Source organism: Paraniabella hibiscisoli (assembly GCF_022512515.1).
Classification (GTDB): domain Bacteria; phylum Bacteroidota; class Bacteroidia; order Chitinophagales; family Chitinophagaceae; genus Niabella; species Niabella hibiscisoli.
Genome location: NZ_JAKWBK010000002.1, coordinates 20,644 through 38,800, shown reverse-complemented (window position 1 = coordinate 38,800; position 18,157 = coordinate 20,644). Strand labels below are relative to the sequence as shown.

Here is an 18,157-nt window from a genome sequence, read left to right as displayed (position 1 = left end):
TTCCGTGCCAAGGCACGGACGGCTTCCTGCACCATTTTCTTCACGCCATTTTTTCAAGGCCGGTCCCGAATACGCCTTTACAGCTCAATAACGGCACCCAGTTTGTAATGGCTCTGGATTATCTACTTAACATAATGTAAACCTTACACAATCTCTATCTTTTCCCTTTGAAACCGCTCTTGCAAGGCTTCATATTTTTGCTCTTTTGCAATGGTGATGGTGAGCCGGCCTTTTTCGCAGGCGATATCTACCACATGGCCGGGCTTAAAACCGCTATTTTGGAGCCATTTTCCGGCCAGCCGCAATGCCGGGAATGAGGTGGTTATTCTGCTGTTGTACTGGAGCCTATATATTGAACACAATAAAATTAGAATTTGGGATATAACAAATAAAACAACAAATGAAGAATTTGATCAAAATTTGAATTTCTTTGATGTTGTCTATGTGACAACGTTGAGAAGTGATTATACACAGCGAATAGCAAATCATGCTTTCGGTCATCCGGTTAGAGTTGGCGTTGATTTTGTGAAGATTTAATGATGTTTGAAATAGGTAATAAATACACTAAATGAGATATCTATAAAATTCTTGATGTACCTCTATATCCTCCGAAAGACAAAGAGGTGCTTGGGATAAGGATACCGAGAATATGAAGGCAATTATTTCATTTTCTCAAACGTGGGTATTCAGGGTAGAACGGGCCATGACTATCACCAGGTAGATGTGGTACGTAAGCTCACAGCTGGCCCGGGTCCTGCTGTAAAAGTACAACTACCTAAAGCATGAAATAATTTGTTATAAATGATAAATCGCGTGGCTAATCTGCATATTCATCTTCTAACTTATTCATAATCATGATTATAGCATTTAATTTTTTATCTTTGGGATAGCAATAAGATTAGGAACTATGAAATCCCCTGGAATAAATGAGTTTAGAAATATTAAATAACAGGACAGAACATACCCACGAAAATGAACAGTTTCGTAGAGTTGTTGATATCATTGAAGCCACTTTTGACAAATTAGGGTATAGCGGCTTGCTCATTGGAAATCCTTTCAATGAGTTATATTCCCGTTTGCGTGCCGATGCTATTTTATATTACAATAATGGCCTTATAATTATTGATTTCAAAAACTACAAAGGAATAATCGAATTGCCTCAAAATGAAAATGATTTTTATTCAACAAAGTGGTATAATGAAATCCTGCGAGATAGAAGCAGGCTGGAAATAAAAGCAGGCGCAAATTTTATTAACCCATTTAGGCAATTAGTTGCGTATCGCAATGCCTTTAGAGAGTTGGTTGAGAATAACAAATACCTGAATGGAATAAATCCGGCAAGAGTTTGTATTGCAAATATTTTTTCGGGACCGATTAAAATTCATAATGAAATCCCGGGAATCTACCCTATTACAAACTTATAGAGGAATCTGATTTAACTAATTTTCTTTATGATTTTGCGAGTGAAAATACCTATAAAGAAGATATTGCAAAAGTTTTGAAAAGCATTTTTCCTGCTGGGAAATGGATTAAAAACATAGAGATTTCTATACCTGAGCCAATCATTGAAAAACAGATTACAGAAATTGACAATGATGTAGAGAAAAGCATTGTTGAATTTCTTAAGGAAGAAGAAGGAGGTAGCATTCTTGTTTTAGAATCTATGAATGTAGAGGACAGAGATGCCTGGTTACGATTTATAGCTAACGAAGCCGTAAATCATAATATTCCACAGATCGAAAAATGGTCGCACTCTGCACGGATCAGTAAAAAAATCCAAAAAAGGAGCAACATAGAAACAGAAGGAATTTATAGTGTTATCTATGGAGGCTCTGATATTGAAGGACAAAATGAAGATGCAGAAAAAGAGGAACAAGAAGAAGAATTGCAAGAAGTTATTCCTTTGAAATCAAGTAAGGATATTGATGAAAAAGCATTGGTTATTATTGCCGAAGCTCATTTAGTAAGTCGTAGTTTAAGTCAATCAGAATTATTGCGTTTTGGTTCTGGTCGGTTATTAGAAGATATTGTCAAATTTCTTAATCCTGAAAGCAAGCGCAAGATTGTATTTATTGGCGACCCATATTCTTTAACCTTTGGAAAAGATGAAGATACTGCATTGAACCAGGAAACCCTATCTGAATTATACGGTAAAGAAAAAATAAGGCACTATCGCAAACCGATAGATAATGATTACTCCGATGGAAAAGAGAAATTGAGAACTGATCTAGCAAACAGTATTGAAAGTTCGCTTTTTAATAATTTGAATTATAGTTTTGACCAAACTGCTTTAATTGATTTAAAAGACGATAACCAAAGAAGCCAAAATCTACATTCCTGGTTTGCCAAACCATTTTCAAATGAACCTGATAATGCGGTTTTATTCTACTCAAAAAAGATTGTTTGAAAACAAACAAGTGGATTAAAAAACAATGCCTGAAAAATGGAGACAATTTGGCAACAGATGATTTGCTCATTGTAAATAACAATGTTTCTATCCCCGATGAAAGCGGTTTTCAGTTTCAAGACGAATTGTAAATGGAATGTTTTTTACTGTGCTAACCGTTAAAGAAACCATACAAGAATCAATAAAAATTCATCAATCACAAAATCCAATAGTATTATCATTTACAAAAATCTATGTCAAATGTTTGAGCTTATCAGGTTCACCTGAAACTGATATCTGGATTTTGGACAATTATTTTAATAGCGAAGAGGATTTGACGAAAGATGAGCAAATTGCTTTCCGAGCTTTTGTAAATGGAAAAATTAATGATGAAAAGAGGAAACAAAAATTTGAAGACAGTCAGGAACATCAGCAATTAGTACAAGACAAGCAATATAAAGACCTTTCAAATGAAGAAAAAGAAGCGATAAAAACCCTTGTCAGGAACTACGCTTTACCAAAAGAGAAGAAAGAAAAAGTTGAAACAAGCAGAAATGCAAGAAATTTACTTTCAACTTACTACCAGAAATATTCAAAGAATTTGTTTTTTCAAGTAAAAGATACCAATCCATTTGTAAATGCAGTATTTGTAAAATACGGCTGGGCAATTACTGTTCATAAAGCGATCGGCTCAAACTACAACGAAGTTATCTTAAAAGGACATCGTAAAGAAAATGACGGCATTACAAACGATAGCTATTTTCGTTGGCTGTATAGTGGTGTTACAGCTGGAAAAACCGTTCATATCACTTCACCAGAAACAATACATCCTTTGATGAATTGTGTTTTTGAAGACAATTCATCAAGAGGCGTTTCCACAAAATCAAAAGAGTCCCTCATTTTTGAAAACTACGAAGTTGAAGCAAAATTGATAGGCAAAGTAAAATCACTTGAAAATAAAAATGTAGTTGGTACAATTTGTGAAATCTCAAATCTATTACAACAAAATGGATACTTGCTCGAAAGCACAAAAAAGTTTTCTGACTACTTGACAAAAGCGTTTTATTCTATTCCTCAAAGCGAAAACCGGCAATTGATTCTGATTATTGACAACAAAGGTCCGAAAGATAATTTTTCCGTTAGTAATATTCGTGTTGATAAGCTTAATGGGGCGGATGAAAACATTGTAAGGAATTATATTGAAGATTGTTTAACTCAAAAGAAAAGTACCGGTTCAATAGCAGGTGATAAACCAGAATTATCGTCAGACTTTAGACAAGAGATTTATGCTGCCTGGATTGAAAGCTGTGAGCATAAAAATATTGCGCTAAAAATCATACAAAGCCATAATAACCAGGATATCTTTCGTGCCACTTGTGAGCAAGACAGTTTAACTTTTAGAGCTTGGTATGGTGCCGGCGAACAGAGCCGCACAAAAGGATTTTTCTCAAAAATTGAAGTTTTGGAAAAATCTTCGGAAACAATTTTAGAAAAAGTAAAGGATTTGGTTTATGGACGCTAAAACCGTTTTTGAATTACGTAATGAAGCTAAAAATTTATCAGGAATTGCCAGACTGAATAAGCTGAACGAGGCGTTAGGGATTGCAAGCAACTTGTATTCGGAAGAGCCGTATGATGGATGGAATCAAAGGCATTTGCCTGGGCGCTTATTGATTTGTGTAAATACTATATTACAGACAAAAACTTAAACCAGGCAGGAGTTTGTTTTAAAAAATTGAATGCAATAAATTTTCAAGGTTATGAAGATCAAATAATAGAAAATCAAAAGAAAATTCTTCACCCCAAAATTGATGCAAATTATTCCGAAATCCAAAAAGCAGAAGAACTAAGCAAAAACGGAAATAATGAAGAAGCATTAGCCATTTTTAAAAATCTGATTGCTCAAAACAGACTTACAGAACTACATCACGAAAATTACGGCTGGGTAATTTACCGATACATAAAAGCAGAAGAGAGCAATCTTTCATCGGTTGATGTAAGAACGTTTTTTAGAGATTATATGAACTTAAAGAATGAAAGACCGTCAATGCTTCATTCTATGATTTTAAATTTTGCTTTAAACTATTCAAAAACACACCGCGACTTTAGGTTTTACAAATTTTTTCTTTTGTGGAATCCGGTAAACTTGCGTTATGAGGATTTACACGATGGAACAAATCAAAACGGAGACAAAATTCCTTCACTCATTTCGAGAATTTGCAGAGAATTTGTAAACACAAATACAGAATTTAATATTGAGGAATTTTTAAGCAAAATAGACCTTAGCGAGGCAACTGTTGTAGACTTTTTCAGAGAAGCTGTTTTTTGGAACATTTTCAATGCCCACAAAGAAAGCCGGTTTGCCGATTTATGGCATTTATTTGAGCAGTATAGTAAAAATTATTCCAAACACGGTTCATCAAAATGGCATTCCGAAATTTTAAATCTTGCCGAAAGGTTTATGGAAGAAAATGATGAATGGCGTTTTCTTAACTTTTTTAAAAACTGGAATCCGGAGCATTTAAGAAATGACGATTGGAAAGAAACAAAGAAAGATGAAAATACGTATAAGCCATTAGCAACAAAAGCAATTAAGAAAGCATTTGAAGTTCTGAAAAGCCAAACATATGAACAAGATTTGTTTTGGCTTATTCAGCCCTATGATACAGCAATTAAATTATTTCCCGATGATGAATGGTTATTGAGAGAAAAAGCATTGCTACATCTCAAAAACAATGAGCTCGAATGGGCAATTGATATTTACAAGCAGCTTGCTTTGGAACTTGCGAACAAATATTACATATGGCAAGAGTTTTCAAGCTGTATTATTTCCGACAGTTCATTAAAAATCGGGATGTTGTCAAAGGCTTTGAGTTTAGAAAGAAACGAAGATTTTTTAGGCGACATTCATTTAGACCTGGCAAAAGTGCTGATCAGCGAAAACTTGTTGGAAAATGCACTTGTAGAACTTGAGGCGTATAAAAACACAGAGAAAACAAAGGATGGAAACTATCTTCAACTTTTGAAGAGCTATCTCAAAAAGTGAGTGTGGTTAAACAGCGTTTAAAGGACAACAGGGAGTTATACAAGCAATATATTCCTTTTGCAGAAAACTTTGCTTATGCTGATTTTGATTGGACAGAAGTAGTATTAGTGGATAGATGGAAAGACGACATTGGAAAAGAGCGACTGGCTTTTACTAATGGAAAATCGGTAGAGTTTGTAATAGGAAAAAACCGCTTTGAAGTTTGTAAACAATCTGAATTAGGCCAGATTGTTAAATTTAAACTCCATAAACAGGTAATTAAGAAGGAAGTTGAACACACGCACTCCCGGATGGGTAAAAAGATTGTTACAGCATACAAGTACATTCCTTTAGTCGCAGAAGCGTCAGCAAAGAGAAATTGGGCGATTCTGGATGATGCATTTGCCGTTGTTGACTACTTTAACAAAGAGAAAAATATTATTCACGCAATTACAACAGACAATAAAGAAGTTTTTTTCCCGCAAATTATGAGTGCATTGCAAATTGGGGATTTTATAACGGCAAAAAGCTACACTAAAAAAGTAAAAGAGGAAAGCAGAACCGAATTGAAAGACATTCGGAAAATTGACAAAGATTCTGTTATCTCAAAATTTCAAACTCAAATTGCTCTTGTTGACGGAGTGAATGCACAAAAGCAATTATTCCATTTCGTTCTCAATCAAAAATTGCAAGGAATTATTAAGTATTCAGAAACAAGCCTTAGACCAGCTGAGGGTGATTTTATCCAACTTTCATATGTTACAAAAATAGATAAGGACAAAAAGCTGAGAGTGATAGTTGTGAATATTGAATCTACAGAAGAAACAAATGCCAATTTACGAAAAGACATTACAGGATTATTGGAAGTAAAGTACAAAGATCACAATTATGACGAAGATATTCCCGACTTTGCATTTATTGGCGATTATTATGTGCCAAAATACCTTTTAGAAAAACACAACATAGTTACTAATTGTAAAGTAAATGCAAGAGCTATTTATGCAGGTGGCAAATGGAAAGTTGTAGGAATTGAAAAATTGAACTAAAATTTAATATATAAAATTACCAAAATACAAAACGCAATTTCAGTCATATTGTTGTTAATGAGGGAGTGCCCCCTGCCCTGTTTGTTGTTAGATATTTTAGCGGGCAGGGGTCGGCAGCTGCGCTGGTAACCTTTATGTCAAAGCAACATTTAGTTGCTTCGCTACTCGGTTATGCTGTATCTTTTGGTGCTGGTTAGCGCATCATTTAAAAAAACAGATAGAAAGAACAAAATTATTTTCTGTAAATACATCCAAACCCAGCCCCAAAAGGATGCCGCTGCTATCCCTGCCCGAACTTGTTTAAACCCTTATCTAAACCGGCTTTCAGGAAAATCTTGCATAATACCTGTAAAGCCAACTCGCAAATTGCATATTTAGGAAAAATTCTCCATGTGAAATATAGATTTTGGAAAATTAAAGAAAAGATTTTAATTTTGTATTCTATATGAAAAATGGAGAAACTTATACCCCTTTAGGAGCTTTGAGCAGCATCAGGACAGGGCAAACGTTTAAACGGGCCTGGGATCAATACCCTCCTGGTGATATTGCTGTATTCCTGCCCCGCGATATTGCAGATGAACAGCTGGATACAGCACATATGATTAAAATCAGTGCGGATGAAATACCCGCACTGGACAAGCACCTGCTGAAAGAAGGAGATATCATGATGGTAAACAAAGGTATCCGCCTCAACCATTTCCTGTACCGGGGTAATCCCGGGCAGGCAGTAGCAACCACTGCTTTTTACATTATTACAACCAACCATAACCTCCTTCCGGGTTTTCTAAACTGGTATCTCGGTCAACAGGAAGCCAAAAACTATTTTGCTTTAAATGCCCGCGGCACTACCATATCGGGTATCTCCAAAGCCGTATTAGAGCAATTGCCCGTACCGGTTGTTCCCTTATCGGTGCAGGAATATATAGTCCGGGTAGCCAAAGCTGCACAGGAAGAGCAAGCCCTTACCAACCAGCTACTGCTACAAAAGCAGGCATTTACCGATAGCTTTTTATGGGAACAAATTAATAAACACGTAAAATGAGCTGGAAACCGAAAGATATAATAACAGAAACCTGGTCGATATACCGCTCCTCCGGTAAAGATCCCAGCCGTAGCAACTTTTATGATTTTACACTGTCCATTATAGCCTGGCAAATATTGGAGCAAGACAATACAATAGCCGGGAAAGATGCAGCCTATTCTTTGCACATCGTTATACAGCGTATTATACAAACAAAAGATACCAGCCTCCTGGAAAAAGCATTACTCTATTGGGACGGAGTATTGCAGCAGCAAGAGCGTATAACTGCTACGCCCGGCTTGCTGAGCCTCGATCCCCATACTATCCTCAATATACCCCACCCGCTGCTAAGCGACCTCTTAAGCATGTGGGCCGATTATTTTGGAGATACTTCTAAACAGGCTCCTGATTCTTTCATTTCGCTCCTGGAAGTTATAGAAGAGCAGGAGAGCATTGCCCGGGTATGATCAGTACTCCCCGGGAGCTTGTTGAAATGATGGCGGCCTCAGTATCTCGTGGCGGTAAAAATCCGGTTAGTGTATACGACCCTTTTGCCCGCAACGGTGATTTGCTGGCAGGGGCCCTTCAAAAATGGTATACCTTAAAGCAGGTACAGGGTAGCTATACATCGGGCCTGGAGCTGAAGCTGGCCACTTTGCGCCTGCTTTGTAACGCTGGTGCCGATACTGAGATTGTGCTCTCCGGCGACCTGGATATTCCGGATCAGGCTCCGCGCCAATTTGACCTCATTCTTTCCAACCCACCTTTTGGGGCCAAGGCAAGCGACGATGCACTGCACAAAATGCACGCTGAATCATTGGATACCCTGGCACAAAGAACCCGGCGCCTGGATGTATTGTTTTTGGGGCATATACTAGATTCACTATCTGCACAAGGGCAGGCTGCCGTGCTGCTGCCAGCTATTTTTATATCGGGCAATAGCCTGGGCAAAGCAGTCATTGCCGAACTGTTGGCGCAAAATGTGCTGGATATGGTAGTAGAGCTGCCACACGGTTTGTTTACCCACACCGGTATTGCCCCGGTGCTGCTTTGTCTCAGTAAAACGAGAAATGCAGATCAGCCCGTATGGCTGTTAGATGCTACGGCCCAGGCGCAAAAGCAAGGCCGGCAATCCAGGCTTAACCTGCAAACCCTGCTGCAATGGCTCGGGCAGATAAAAGCCGGGAATAGCGAGGAGATTAAAGAGATTACTGCTGCAAAACCGGCCGATATAGAGGCCCATGAATACAACCTGTACCGAATGTTGCACAGCGGGGACAGCCATTGGCATATCTCCCGCGAGCCTTCATCCGTGTTATACGACCAATGCCTGCAATTAGAGCAAAAACTGGCCGTAGTACAGGAAAAAATGAAAACATTATTAGCAAACCCTATTCAATGACGGCATCATGGCAAAGCTTAAGATAAAAGACATAGAAGGCCAAGCCGCCGATGTGTATGCCCTATTTAAACAGGGAGGCTGCGACCTGCCAAGCTATATCGGAGCAGAGCCACAGCGTGGGAAAGTTGCAGGAATATATATCCTGATTTTATTAATACTGTTTTTCATTGCAGGTTGTTTCGTTTTCACTGGTATTTTAAACGATGTATGGACAAAAGTCGCCATCTTGTCTACTTTCTTTTCCGGACTTTCCATTATTATTGTTCTACATTATAATTACAAGAATGTAGTGCTCACAATCTTGACCGGAATAGCTGTTCTTATTATCGCATTGCTGGCATTGCAGGTGTATACGCCCAGAGACATGGCAAAAAAATTGAAGAAACCGCTCAAAAACAGCTTGACAAGTAACACTAACCATGTTTTTTGATAAGCTACGCTAATCATATTTTTAATACTTTTACCCCCACATTTTTTATAGTTGATTTAATGCAAGGAAAACAACTCCGTAAACTGGAAGCCGAACTATGGCGGGCTGCAGACCAGCTCAGAGCCAATAGCAAGCTAACCGCATCTGAGTACTCTATGCCCGTATTGGGCCTCATCTTTCTGCGCCATGCCTACAACCGTTTTCAAAAGGTAAAGGCTGCCGTAGAAAAAACCTGCCCGTACACCCCCAGCGGGGCGGCGGGTGCTCAACCGTAAAGATTTTGAAGAAAAGAATGCCCTTTACCTGCCCGAAACGGCGCAGTTTGAATACCTGGTAAACCTGCCCGAAAATAAAGACATCGGTGAGGCGATAGACAATGCCATGAAGTTGATTGAAGATGAGTACGACAGCCTTAAAGGCGTGCTGCCTAAAAATTTCTCCATCTTCAGCAAAGACCTGCTGCGCGAGCTGCTGCGCATTTTTAATAAAGAAGTGCTGCAAAAAGCCGAGGGCGACCTCTTTGGCAAGATCTACGAATACTTCCTTAACAAGTTTGCCATGACGGGCGCGCAGGAAGGCGGCGAGTTCTTTACGCCCATGAGCCTGGTGCAAACTATTGTGAACATTATAGAGCCCGATTTCGGCATCGTGTTCGACCCCGCCTGCGGTAGCGCCGGTATGTTTGTGCAAACGGGGCATTTTATCGAAAACGAAGGGCTGAAGCCTGCCGAAAAAGTAACCTTTCGCGGGCAGGAAAAAGCAGAGCTCAATACCAAGCTGGCCAAAATGAATATGGCTGTGCATGGCCTTGAAGGCAATATACAGGAGGGTAATACTTTTTACGAAGACAAGCACAACCTGCTTAGCGGCGCCGACTTTGTAATGGCCAACCCGCCTTTTAATGTAGACGGGGTGGACAAAGGCAAAGAAGTGGTAAAGAAAGACCGCCGCCTGATGCTGGAGGGTAAAGTGCAATTACCCAAAAACGACAATGCCAACTACCTTTGGATACAATACTTTTATAATTACCTGAAGCCCACGGGCCGTGCGGTTTTGTAATGGCCTCATCGGCCAGCGATGCAGGGCACAGCGAGAAGGAGATACGGCAGAAGCTGGTGCAGACCGGCGCGGTAGATGTAATGATGGCCATAGGCAACAACTTTTTCTATACCCGCTCCCTGCCCTGCACCCTTTGGTTTTACGACCGGGCCAAGGAAGCCATACCGGCGCAAAGGGCAGCCTGCGCTCGGCCGATACTGTGCTCATGCTCGATGCCCGCAAGATCTTTCGCAAGGTGACCAGTAAGGTAAACGACTTTAGCGCCGAGCAATTGCGCAACCTGGTATGCATTGTAAACCTGTACCGGGGCAATACCGGGCGACTGCAGGAAACTATCAACGACTATTTGCAAACCGCAGCCGACCAGGCCCGCGAGACCGCCGCTACCACTACCCTGCTGCACACCCAATTGCTGAGCCTGCACAAAACCGTGAGCGACTTTGCCCGGCAGTACGCAAAGGAAAATAAAGCAGCAAAAACCTTTACAGAAGCCCTGCAACTGGACGAAGCTGCCGAAGTATACCAATTGCAAAACCAACTGGTAGCTGCCGCAGCCAAAGCAAAGCCCGACTTAAACAAGCTGGAAGCCATAGCCCAGCAGTGCAAGGCCCTGCGCAAGCCGCAGGATAAGCTGGTAAAGCAGCTGGCCGATGCTATTGCCGCCGCACAAAAGAATACCAGCTCACCAAAAACAAAGACTGGAAAGCCCTTGATATAAAAAGCGAGCTGGACGAGCTAAAGCGGCTGCAGCTATTGCTCAGTGGCGACCCGGCAGAGGAAGAGCCCGGCCTGCTGCACGATACCGAGTACTACTGGAAGCAGGCCCACTGGCTGCAAAGCCGCTTCCCTAAAGGCGTGTATGCCGATGTAGAAGGCCTTTGCAAAATAGTAAGCCGGGCCGAGATAACCGCCAAAGACTGGAGCCTGAGCCCCGGCCGCTATGTGGGTGTAGATACGGCTACCGATGAAGAGGAAGACTACGAAGAGCGCCTGGCCCAGATACACCGGGAGCTGGCCGGCCTTAACGAAGAGGCCATTGCCCTGGCACAAACCATTATGGATAATTACAAGGAGCTGGCGATATGAAGTGGGAGAAGATAACAATAGGTAATTTATGTGAAATAAAAGGTGGAAAAAGGCTGCCCAAAAATCATGAATTAATTGAGCAACAAACAAATCATCCTTACATACGAGCTAGAGATATAGGTATGGGTGTTATTGATTTTAGTAGACCAATGTATCTGCAAGAAAGCACTCACAATCTTATCTCAAGATATATTGTCAATAGCAATGACATTGTGCTCACAATAGTTGGAGCAAACATAGGTGATGTCGGATTGATCCCACAAGAATTAGATGGCGCAAACCTAACAGAAAATGCAGTTAAATTAACTTCATTCAGAGAAAATTGTTATTTCAAGTACTTACTTTACTTTTTCTCTTGCCAGGGAAGAAAAAACAGTTAGAACAAGTAGCAGCTGGTTCAGCACAAGGGAAACTAGGCTTGTATAAGATAAAGGATATAGAAGTCCTGGTACCTCCTATAGCTACTCAACGCAAAATCGCTTCGATCTTATCGGCTTACGATGACCTAATTGAAAATAACGGGAAACGGATAAAGTTGTTACAAGAGAAGGCATTTTTGACTTATCAGGAAATAATCTCATCCAGTAAGGTTTTAAGAAAAATAAAATTAAATGAGGTCACTCAAACTTTAAAAAGAGGCATTTCTCCTAAATATGTTGCGGAAGATGGAATAATAGTACTAAATCAAAAATGTATTAGGAACCACATTGTAAGCTTTGAAGTAGCACGTCTTACTGATTCTGAAAAAGACCGTCTGAAGAAAGAATGCTTCGAAAGTTTGATACGCTCATTAATTCAACTGGTACTGGCACTTTGGGTAGATTGGCTATAAACATTCAGGATGATTTTCCAAGTACTGTAGACTCTCATGTCACTATTGTTAGGGCAAATGAGAACGTTACACCAATCTTTCTTAGTCAGGCCCTCTTTTCTCAAGAGCGTATCATTGAGGCAATGGGTGAAGGTTCTACAAACCAGACGGAATTATCAGCGAAAAAATTAGGAGACGAAATCAAAATCCCAATTATTTCAGAAACAGAAATGCTTGACTTTGAAAGAACCTCAGCCCCAATTTTTGACTTAATCTGGAATCTCCAAAAACAAAACACCCGCCTCCGTCAGGTCCGCGACCTATTACTGCCCCGGCTGATGAATGGTGAAATAAACGTCTAATATTGCATTACCCAAAGAAAAGAATTAAATTTGAGCACATAACATATACTAAAACTATGGAAACTAAAAAAATACACGAAGGCCGCAACATAAAACGCTTTAGAGAAATGCTGGGTATAAAACAAGATGCCCTGGCTTTTGACCTCAACATGAGCCAGCAAGCCGTATCCTTGCTGGAGCAGAAAGAAACGATTGATACTCCCCTACTCCAGCAGATTTCTGCCTTATTGAAAATACCGGTGGAGGCGATCCAGAATTTTGATGAGGAAAATGCTATAAACATTATTGCTAATACATTTCATGATAGTGCTGTGGCAAATACTTTTACAGAAGGCGCTCAAGCAAACTTTCATTGTACTTTTAATCCCCTGGATAAATTAATGGAAGTGCTGGAAGAAAATAAAAACCTTTATGAACGCCTGCTCACCAGCGAGCGGGAAAAAGTAGCGCTTATGAAAGAGGTGCTGGATAAGATGAAGTAGGCGGCATAAAGAGTGTAAGAGAATATTAACTAATTGTTCGGAAAAAAACCGAACTTTTTTATTACCTTTATAGTGGAAATAACTGGTAAGAAAATACTCACCAAGCTAAAAGCAAAAAACGGGGACAATCAAAAGTTGGGCAAAGCCATCGACAAATTGCTGTACGATCTGGAAGCGTTCGATCCGCTACAAACGTCCCTTGCAGATGTGCGTAAGGATGCCGATTGTGCGCACAGCGATGGTTTCTATTTCTTTGATATAGCCGTGCATCGTGTATTTATTCTCGTAGATCTTGATGAGGATGGCGAGGCTACTATTATATGGGCAGGATCGCACGATGAGTATGAAAGAACCTTTAAAAACAACAAATCAACCATTGAAAAATGGCTGAGAAGTAAAGGATACATTGAATAATGAAAACGCATTTTGATATAGAACAATTTATTGAAGCCGGAGCTATTACCAACGAACTGGATTACGAACGTGCAATGGTAGCCGATCGCAAATTGCGGTTGCTGGCAAAAGATAATGAGCATTTTAAAACTTTGCGCAGCAGATTAAGAAGTTTGATAAAAGACTACGAAAGTAAGGAATGGAGCGATGCTAATACTATTACCACCCGCAAGCTAAATGAAAGCGACCGTGCTGAAAAAATAGCAGAAAAAGAACGCGTATTTATAGAAAAAGAAAAGCTGTAATAAAAAAAGCCTGAAACAACGAAACTTAACGCAACAAAATCTGGCTTTGCTACTGGGGCATACAAGCAAAACGCACATGTCGGAACTCATAAATGGCATAAAGCCATTTACTCATAAGGACCTGGTTACTATAAGCCTCCTGTTTGACATTGATATAAATAAATTGGTTCCTGTTTTTTATCAAACAAAGACAGCGCCCGAATTAAAATAGTGTTGAAACAATTGGATAACCCTAAAATGAAGAAAGTTGAACTGGCATTGGTGTAAAAAATAAAGGGCCGTATTGCGACCCTTTAAACTCTTAAACTTAGTTACGTTGCTTTATAGCAAGAGGCTTTACCAAGCATCATAGTACAAAGATAAGACTAAATAATCAATTTTGCAAAAAATGGGATAAATGAAGTTTCAACAAGTCAGGTTATACTTATCGGCACCACGAATTGATAGATACCTTATTGCAACCGGGAACAAACAGACAAAAGCAGTCCGGTTGTACAAAGCTAATTTAAAAATTGCGCAGGCTTTTCATCCGTTATTAGGAGTTTTAGAAGTCACTTTAAGGAATCGCTTAAATACTATATTATCTGCACACTTTACCGATCCCGACTGGATTATTAATCAAAAAACCGGGTTTATGGTTGATGCTTCATTGACGCATATTGACCGGAGAACAGGACGAAGAATTGTTAATGATTTTTTGAAATCTTCAGTAGAAAAATCAGAAAGGAGGTTCAGGCGTTTGCGCATCCCCATCACCACTGGTAAAATAATAGCCGATCAGGTATTAGGATTTTGGACCGACCTATTTGAAGTTCACCATTATCGATTGCTATTAGGCCGCCCCATACAGGTATTCGGTAATCTCCCATCTGGACATGGCCGAAGAGAAGTGTGCGACAGGCTTAACACCATTCGTCAATTTCGCAATAGGGTTAATCATAACGAACCTCTTTGTTTTAATGTCAATGTTATAGACTTTACTTACGTTGAAGATGTTTATCAGGCTATAATTGATATTTTAACGTGGATAGATCCAGAGCTCATTAACTGGATCAAAAATCTTGATTCCGTACAAAATAAAATAGCAAATGCAAAAACCATATAGCACCAAATACTGCTTTTAGCCAATGGAATATTTCGACCTTACTAATATATCTGTCTATGCCAATGATATCGGTGCCACATACGATTCCGATAGTCCGGCAACACAATGGTATTTTGATACGCGTAGCAAATTGCAGCACATCGTTACCCGGTTAAATGAAGTTTTGCAAGAACCAGTTTTTGTGAATTATAATGAAAGGCCCAATAAGCAGGCCGGGCAGGGAATGGGCTTTGTGTTAAAGGAATATATACTTGCAGGCTTTATTCCTTTAAAGTACCAGCAACTGCTGGGTAGAGATATTTTTATTAAGCTTACCCTTGCCAACTTCACAAATAGCACAGCAACTTTTTCTATCGAAATCGATGTAAATTTCAAAGACTCCAATAATCCGTATACTGATGACAGGGATGAGCTCATAGACGAAACCACCTGGTCTATTCCCTTCGATCAGTCATTTCCGGGCAATTGGGATGATCTTATTTCAAAAATAACTCCAGAAGTAAAAACAGCATTAAACTACCTGGACGAGTACCTTAATAGGAAAGGCGTTATCCATGTAAATCACAATAAAAACAGCCAACAAGCTATGTCTTCTCCACAAGCACTCAACCAAATACTCTATGGCCCGCCTGGTACTGGTAAAACATATAATACCATTAATAAAGCGCTGGAAATAGTAGGAGAAAATATTGAAGGAAAGACGCGTAAAGAAATAAAAAAACGCTTTGATGAATTATTAATTGACGATTGGGATAATCCCAATGGGCAAATAGGCTTTATCACTTTTCATCAAAGTATGAGTTACGAAGATTTTATTGAAGGTATTAAACCGGATGTGAACGAGAATGACGAAGTGATTTACGATATAGAACCGGGCATATTTAAACGAATGGCATCAATAGCCCGTGACAATTGGCTTGATGCCACTAAGGGCACAAAAGAGCAACTATCCTTTGAAGACGCCTTTACCAGGCTTAAGGAAGAATGGGACATAGACCCTGAAATGAAATTTCCATTAAAAACACCAGGCTACGATTATAAGATTCTTGGTTTTACCAAAACCTCTATAAAATTTGAAAAAGCCAGCGGCGGTACAGGTCATACATTAAGTATTGCTACCCTTAGCGACTATTTCTATAAGCGCCGTGAAGTAAGACAAACAGGAGTTGGAATCTATTATCCCGCTATTTTAGAAAAGTTAGAATCTTATCAATCTTCAACAACAGTTATAAAAGAAGAGAAAAACTATGTGCTTATCATCGACGAAATCAACCGGGGCAATGTGTCGCAGATCTTCGGCGAGCTCATTACCCTGATAGAAGATGATAAACGCCTGGGCCAACCCGAAGCCTTGGAGCTTACCCTACCTTACAGTAAAGAAAAATTTGGCGTACCGCCTAATCTGTATATCATCGGCACTATGAACACGGCCGACCGTAGTGTAGAAGCCCTGGATGCCGCCTTGCGCCGCCGCTTCAGCTTTGAAGAAATGCCGCCGCAGCCGCATGCTATTATTAGAGATAATGAGCCGGTTGAAATAGAAGGCATCAAACTGCCCTCGCTGCTTACCACCATTAATCAACGTATAGAAAAGCTGCTGGACAAAGACCACCAGGTAGGCCATAGCTATTTTATGTCGGTAGATAGTATGGATAAGCTGCAAACCGCTTTTACAATAAGATCATTCCCTTGCTGCAGGAGTACTTCTTTGGCAGCTACGATAAAATAGGCCTGGTACTGGGAGATAGCTTTGTAAGGTTGAAAAGTGTGGAATCAGGTATCTTTGCCGACTTTGACAGCGAAAGCGCTGCAGACTTTGAAGACCGGCCTGTATATGAGATTATCGACTACCGTAAAGCCGGTCATGGTCATCGGTTGAACCTAAACAAGCAGGATATTGATATGACTTTTGCAAAAGCTATCAGGCGTTTAATGAAACAGGATATTGGCTAAGCGCGGCACACATATCACCGTATTTGAGCACGACACCTTACGTCTCGGCCAGCAGGTAAACGGGGTGAGCTTTGACGCGTCCATGCTCAAAGCCCTGCAACGCTATTATGGGGAGCAAGGCGTACCCTATTTTACACTCCTGCATAATGGCGTACGCTTTAATGAGCAGGTAGGCGTAATACAGGTAGGCAATACGCTTATAGAAGTATTGCCTAAGGCCAATAGAGCCGATGATTCAAAAACTAAATGGCGGAACCTGCTCATAGGCATGCTCAAAGCTGTAGACGCATTCGATATACAGTCTACCAGCAACAGCAACTTAAAAATAAAGCCCAACACTATACTCGATCTGTATTTCGAGCTGTTCATCAACGAGCTGGAATACCTGCTGCACCAGGGTCTTATTAAGCAATATCGCCGCAAAGAAGGGAATGTAATAGCGCTTAAGGGCAGCCTTTTGTTTGGCAGGCACATACAGCACAACCTTACCCACCAGGAGCGCTTTTATGTACGGCACAGTACCTACGATGTGCAGCACCTGATGCACTGTATCTTGTATAAGGCTATATGCTTGCTGCAACAGATCAATACCCATGCCGGGCTGCATAGCCGCATTGGCGCTTTGCTGCTGCATTTTCCCGAAATGCCTGATATAAAAGTGAACCCGGCTATGTTTGAAAAGCTGGTTTTTAACCGTAAAAACCAATCATACCAGAAAGTTATCAACATTGCCAAACATATACTGCTGCAATACCACCCCGATGTAAGCCGGGGTCGTAATCATGTGCTGGCCCTGATGTTTGACATGAACACACTCTGGGAGAAATTTGTGTACAGCAGCCTCCGCAGGTATAAACCGGAAGGCATTACCGTAGCCGAGCAAGTGTCTGCCTCCTTCTGGAAACCGCACGGAGGACACTCCCAGAAGATGCGTCCGGACATTGTGATTAATAAGGGGCATGAAACCGGCTGCATAGTACTGGACACTAAATGGAAAAACCTGGGTGGCCGTCGCCCCTCGCCGGAGGATCTGCGGCAGATGTATGCCTATCATGAATTTTTTGGCGCTAAAAAAGTAGCTTTGGTGTATCCGGGGGCTGTGACACAGCACAATAGCGGCCTGTTTCATCCCACAGCCGCTTACCCGGCAATGAATAAGGAATGCAGCATCCTCATCATTGCTATACCGGGAGAATCCGATATAAAAAAGAGCAGTATTCATCACTGGCAACAACAGATTCAGCAGCAATTGACCGCCTGGCTGGATGAGACCATAAACCAAGTATAAACT

The 18,157-nt window shown here is 40.5% G+C and carries 24 protein-coding genes and 1 pseudogene; 24 read left to right on the top strand and 1 reads right to left on the bottom strand.

Translation table 11 applies throughout. From position 1 onward, the window contains the following. Positions 1-143: 143 nt before the first annotated feature. On the bottom strand, positions 144-362 hold the full coding sequence (locus MKP07_RS28605; RefSeq protein WP_262919984.1) for a type I toxin-antitoxin system SymE family toxin: 219 nt from the start codon (positions 360-362) through the stop codon (positions 144-146). A gap of 564 nt (positions 363-926) precedes the next feature. Here MKP07_RS28605 and MKP07_RS28600 point away from each other — a divergent pair. From MKP07_RS28600 to MKP07_RS28490, 24 genes and pseudogenes are all read left to right on the top strand, one after another. Continuing rightward, on the top strand, positions 927-1,424 hold the full coding sequence (locus MKP07_RS28600; protein WP_240851222.1) for an NERD domain-containing protein: 498 nt from the start codon (positions 927-929) through the stop codon (positions 1,422-1,424). Positions 1,425-1,498: 74 nt separating this feature from the next. Then, positions 1,499-2,407: a hypothetical protein gene (locus MKP07_RS28595; RefSeq protein ID WP_240851220.1), complete on the top strand. Its 909-nt coding sequence runs from the start codon at positions 1,499-1,501 to the stop codon at positions 2,405-2,407. Then, positions 2,404-2,538 carry a hypothetical protein gene (locus MKP07_RS39875; protein ID WP_262919983.1) on the top strand — a complete coding sequence of 45 codons (135 nt, stop codon included), beginning with the start codon at positions 2,404-2,406 and terminating at the stop codon, positions 2,536-2,538. Before MKP07_RS28595 ends, MKP07_RS39875 begins: the two co-directional genes overlap by 4 nt. A gap of 113 nt (positions 2,539-2,651) precedes the next feature. Continuing rightward, complete coding sequence (locus tag MKP07_RS28590) at positions 2,652-3,908, top strand: P-loop NTPase family protein (RefSeq protein WP_240851219.1); 1,257 nt, start codon at positions 2,652-2,654, stop codon at positions 3,906-3,908. Between the two features lie 117 nt (positions 3,909-4,025). Continuing rightward, positions 4,026-5,432, top strand: coding sequence for a DUF7017 domain-containing protein (locus tag MKP07_RS28585; protein ID WP_240851217.1), 1,407 nt, complete (start codon positions 4,026-4,028; stop codon positions 5,430-5,432). After that, a complete protein-coding gene (locus tag MKP07_RS28580) occupies positions 5,429-6,457 on the top strand; it encodes a hypothetical protein (RefSeq protein WP_240851214.1) in 1,029 nt (342 codons plus the stop codon). Before MKP07_RS28585 ends, MKP07_RS28580 begins: the two co-directional genes overlap by 4 nt. A 445-nt stretch (positions 6,458-6,902) precedes the next feature. After that, positions 6,903-7,499 carry a restriction endonuclease subunit S gene (locus tag MKP07_RS28575; protein ID WP_240851212.1) on the top strand — a complete coding sequence of 199 codons (597 nt, stop codon included), beginning with the start codon at positions 6,903-6,905 and terminating at the stop codon, positions 7,497-7,499. Next, positions 7,496-7,945, top strand: coding sequence for a hypothetical protein (locus MKP07_RS28570; protein ID WP_240851210.1), 450 nt, complete (start codon positions 7,496-7,498; stop codon positions 7,943-7,945). The genes MKP07_RS28575 and MKP07_RS28570 overlap by 4 nt, the downstream gene beginning before the upstream one ends. Beyond that, positions 7,942-8,880: an HsdM family class I SAM-dependent methyltransferase gene (locus MKP07_RS28565; protein WP_240851209.1), complete on the top strand. Its 939-nt coding sequence runs from the start codon at positions 7,942-7,944 to the stop codon at positions 8,878-8,880. The genes MKP07_RS28570 and MKP07_RS28565 overlap by 4 nt, the downstream gene beginning before the upstream one ends. A gap of 7 nt (positions 8,881-8,887) precedes the next feature. Beyond that, complete coding sequence (locus MKP07_RS28560) at positions 8,888-9,310, top strand: hypothetical protein (protein ID WP_240851207.1); 423 nt, start codon at positions 8,888-8,890, stop codon at positions 9,308-9,310. Positions 9,311-9,369: 59 nt separating this feature from the next. Next, a complete protein-coding gene (locus MKP07_RS39870) occupies positions 9,370-9,585 on the top strand; it encodes a type I restriction-modification system subunit M N-terminal domain-containing protein (protein WP_262919982.1) in 216 nt (71 codons plus the stop codon). Then, positions 9,572-10,608 (top strand): annotated as a pseudogene (locus tag MKP07_RS28550) (N-6 DNA methylase). Before MKP07_RS39870 ends, MKP07_RS28550 begins: the two are co-directional and overlap by 14 nt. Then, positions 10,575-11,087, top strand: coding sequence for a hypothetical protein (locus MKP07_RS28545; protein ID WP_394803713.1), 513 nt, complete (start codon positions 10,575-10,577; stop codon positions 11,085-11,087). Before MKP07_RS28550 ends, MKP07_RS28545 begins: the two are co-directional and overlap by 34 nt. 35 nt (positions 11,088-11,122) lie before the next feature. Next, positions 11,123-11,455, top strand: a complete 333-nt coding sequence (locus tag MKP07_RS28540; RefSeq protein WP_240851204.1) for a hypothetical protein — start codon at positions 11,123-11,125, stop codon at positions 11,453-11,455. Further along, the gene (locus MKP07_RS28535; RefSeq protein WP_240851202.1) at positions 11,452-11,835 is read left to right on the top strand and encodes a restriction endonuclease subunit S; all 384 of its coding nucleotides are present in this window, start codon (positions 11,452-11,454) and stop codon (positions 11,833-11,835) included. Before MKP07_RS28540 ends, MKP07_RS28535 begins: the two co-directional genes overlap by 4 nt. Then, complete coding sequence (locus MKP07_RS28530; RefSeq protein WP_240851200.1) at positions 11,778-12,287, top strand: restriction endonuclease subunit S; 510 nt, start codon at positions 11,778-11,780, stop codon at positions 12,285-12,287. The genes MKP07_RS28535 and MKP07_RS28530 overlap by 58 nt, the downstream gene beginning before the upstream one ends. Further along, complete coding sequence (locus MKP07_RS28525) at positions 12,278-12,628, top strand: restriction endonuclease subunit S domain-containing protein (RefSeq protein ID WP_240851198.1); 351 nt, start codon at positions 12,278-12,280, stop codon at positions 12,626-12,628. Before MKP07_RS28530 ends, MKP07_RS28525 begins: the two co-directional genes overlap by 10 nt. A 56-nt stretch (positions 12,629-12,684) precedes the next feature. Then, entirely contained in the window at positions 12,685-13,110 is a 426-nt protein-coding gene (locus MKP07_RS28520; protein WP_240851197.1) for a helix-turn-helix domain-containing protein, read from the top strand. A gap of 72 nt (positions 13,111-13,182) precedes the next feature. Then, positions 13,183-13,524, top strand: coding sequence for a hypothetical protein (locus MKP07_RS28515; protein WP_240851195.1), 342 nt, complete (start codon positions 13,183-13,185; stop codon positions 13,522-13,524). Further along, positions 13,524-13,808 (top strand): hypothetical protein, encoded by a 285-nt coding sequence (locus MKP07_RS28510; protein ID WP_240851193.1) that lies wholly within the window; start codon positions 13,524-13,526, stop codon positions 13,806-13,808. Before MKP07_RS28515 ends, MKP07_RS28510 begins: the two co-directional genes overlap by 1 nt. Positions 13,809-14,205: 397 nt before the next feature. Continuing rightward, the gene (locus MKP07_RS28505; RefSeq protein WP_240851191.1) at positions 14,206-14,913 is read left to right on the top strand and encodes an Abi family protein; all 708 of its coding nucleotides are present in this window, start codon (positions 14,206-14,208) and stop codon (positions 14,911-14,913) included. Positions 14,914-14,935: 22 nt separating this feature from the next. Further along, the gene (locus MKP07_RS28500; protein ID WP_240851190.1) at positions 14,936-16,642 is read left to right on the top strand and encodes an AAA family ATPase; all 1,707 of its coding nucleotides are present in this window, start codon (positions 14,936-14,938) and stop codon (positions 16,640-16,642) included. Beyond that, positions 16,603-16,866, top strand: coding sequence for a hypothetical protein (locus MKP07_RS28495; protein ID WP_240851188.1), 264 nt, complete (start codon positions 16,603-16,605; stop codon positions 16,864-16,866). The genes MKP07_RS28500 and MKP07_RS28495 overlap by 40 nt, the downstream gene beginning before the upstream one ends. Beyond that, positions 16,859-18,154 carry an McrC family protein gene (locus MKP07_RS28490; RefSeq protein ID WP_240851187.1) on the top strand — a complete coding sequence of 432 codons (1,296 nt, stop codon included), beginning with the start codon at positions 16,859-16,861 and terminating at the stop codon, positions 18,152-18,154. The genes MKP07_RS28495 and MKP07_RS28490 overlap by 8 nt, the downstream gene beginning before the upstream one ends. Positions 18,155-18,157 lie beyond the last annotated feature (3 nt).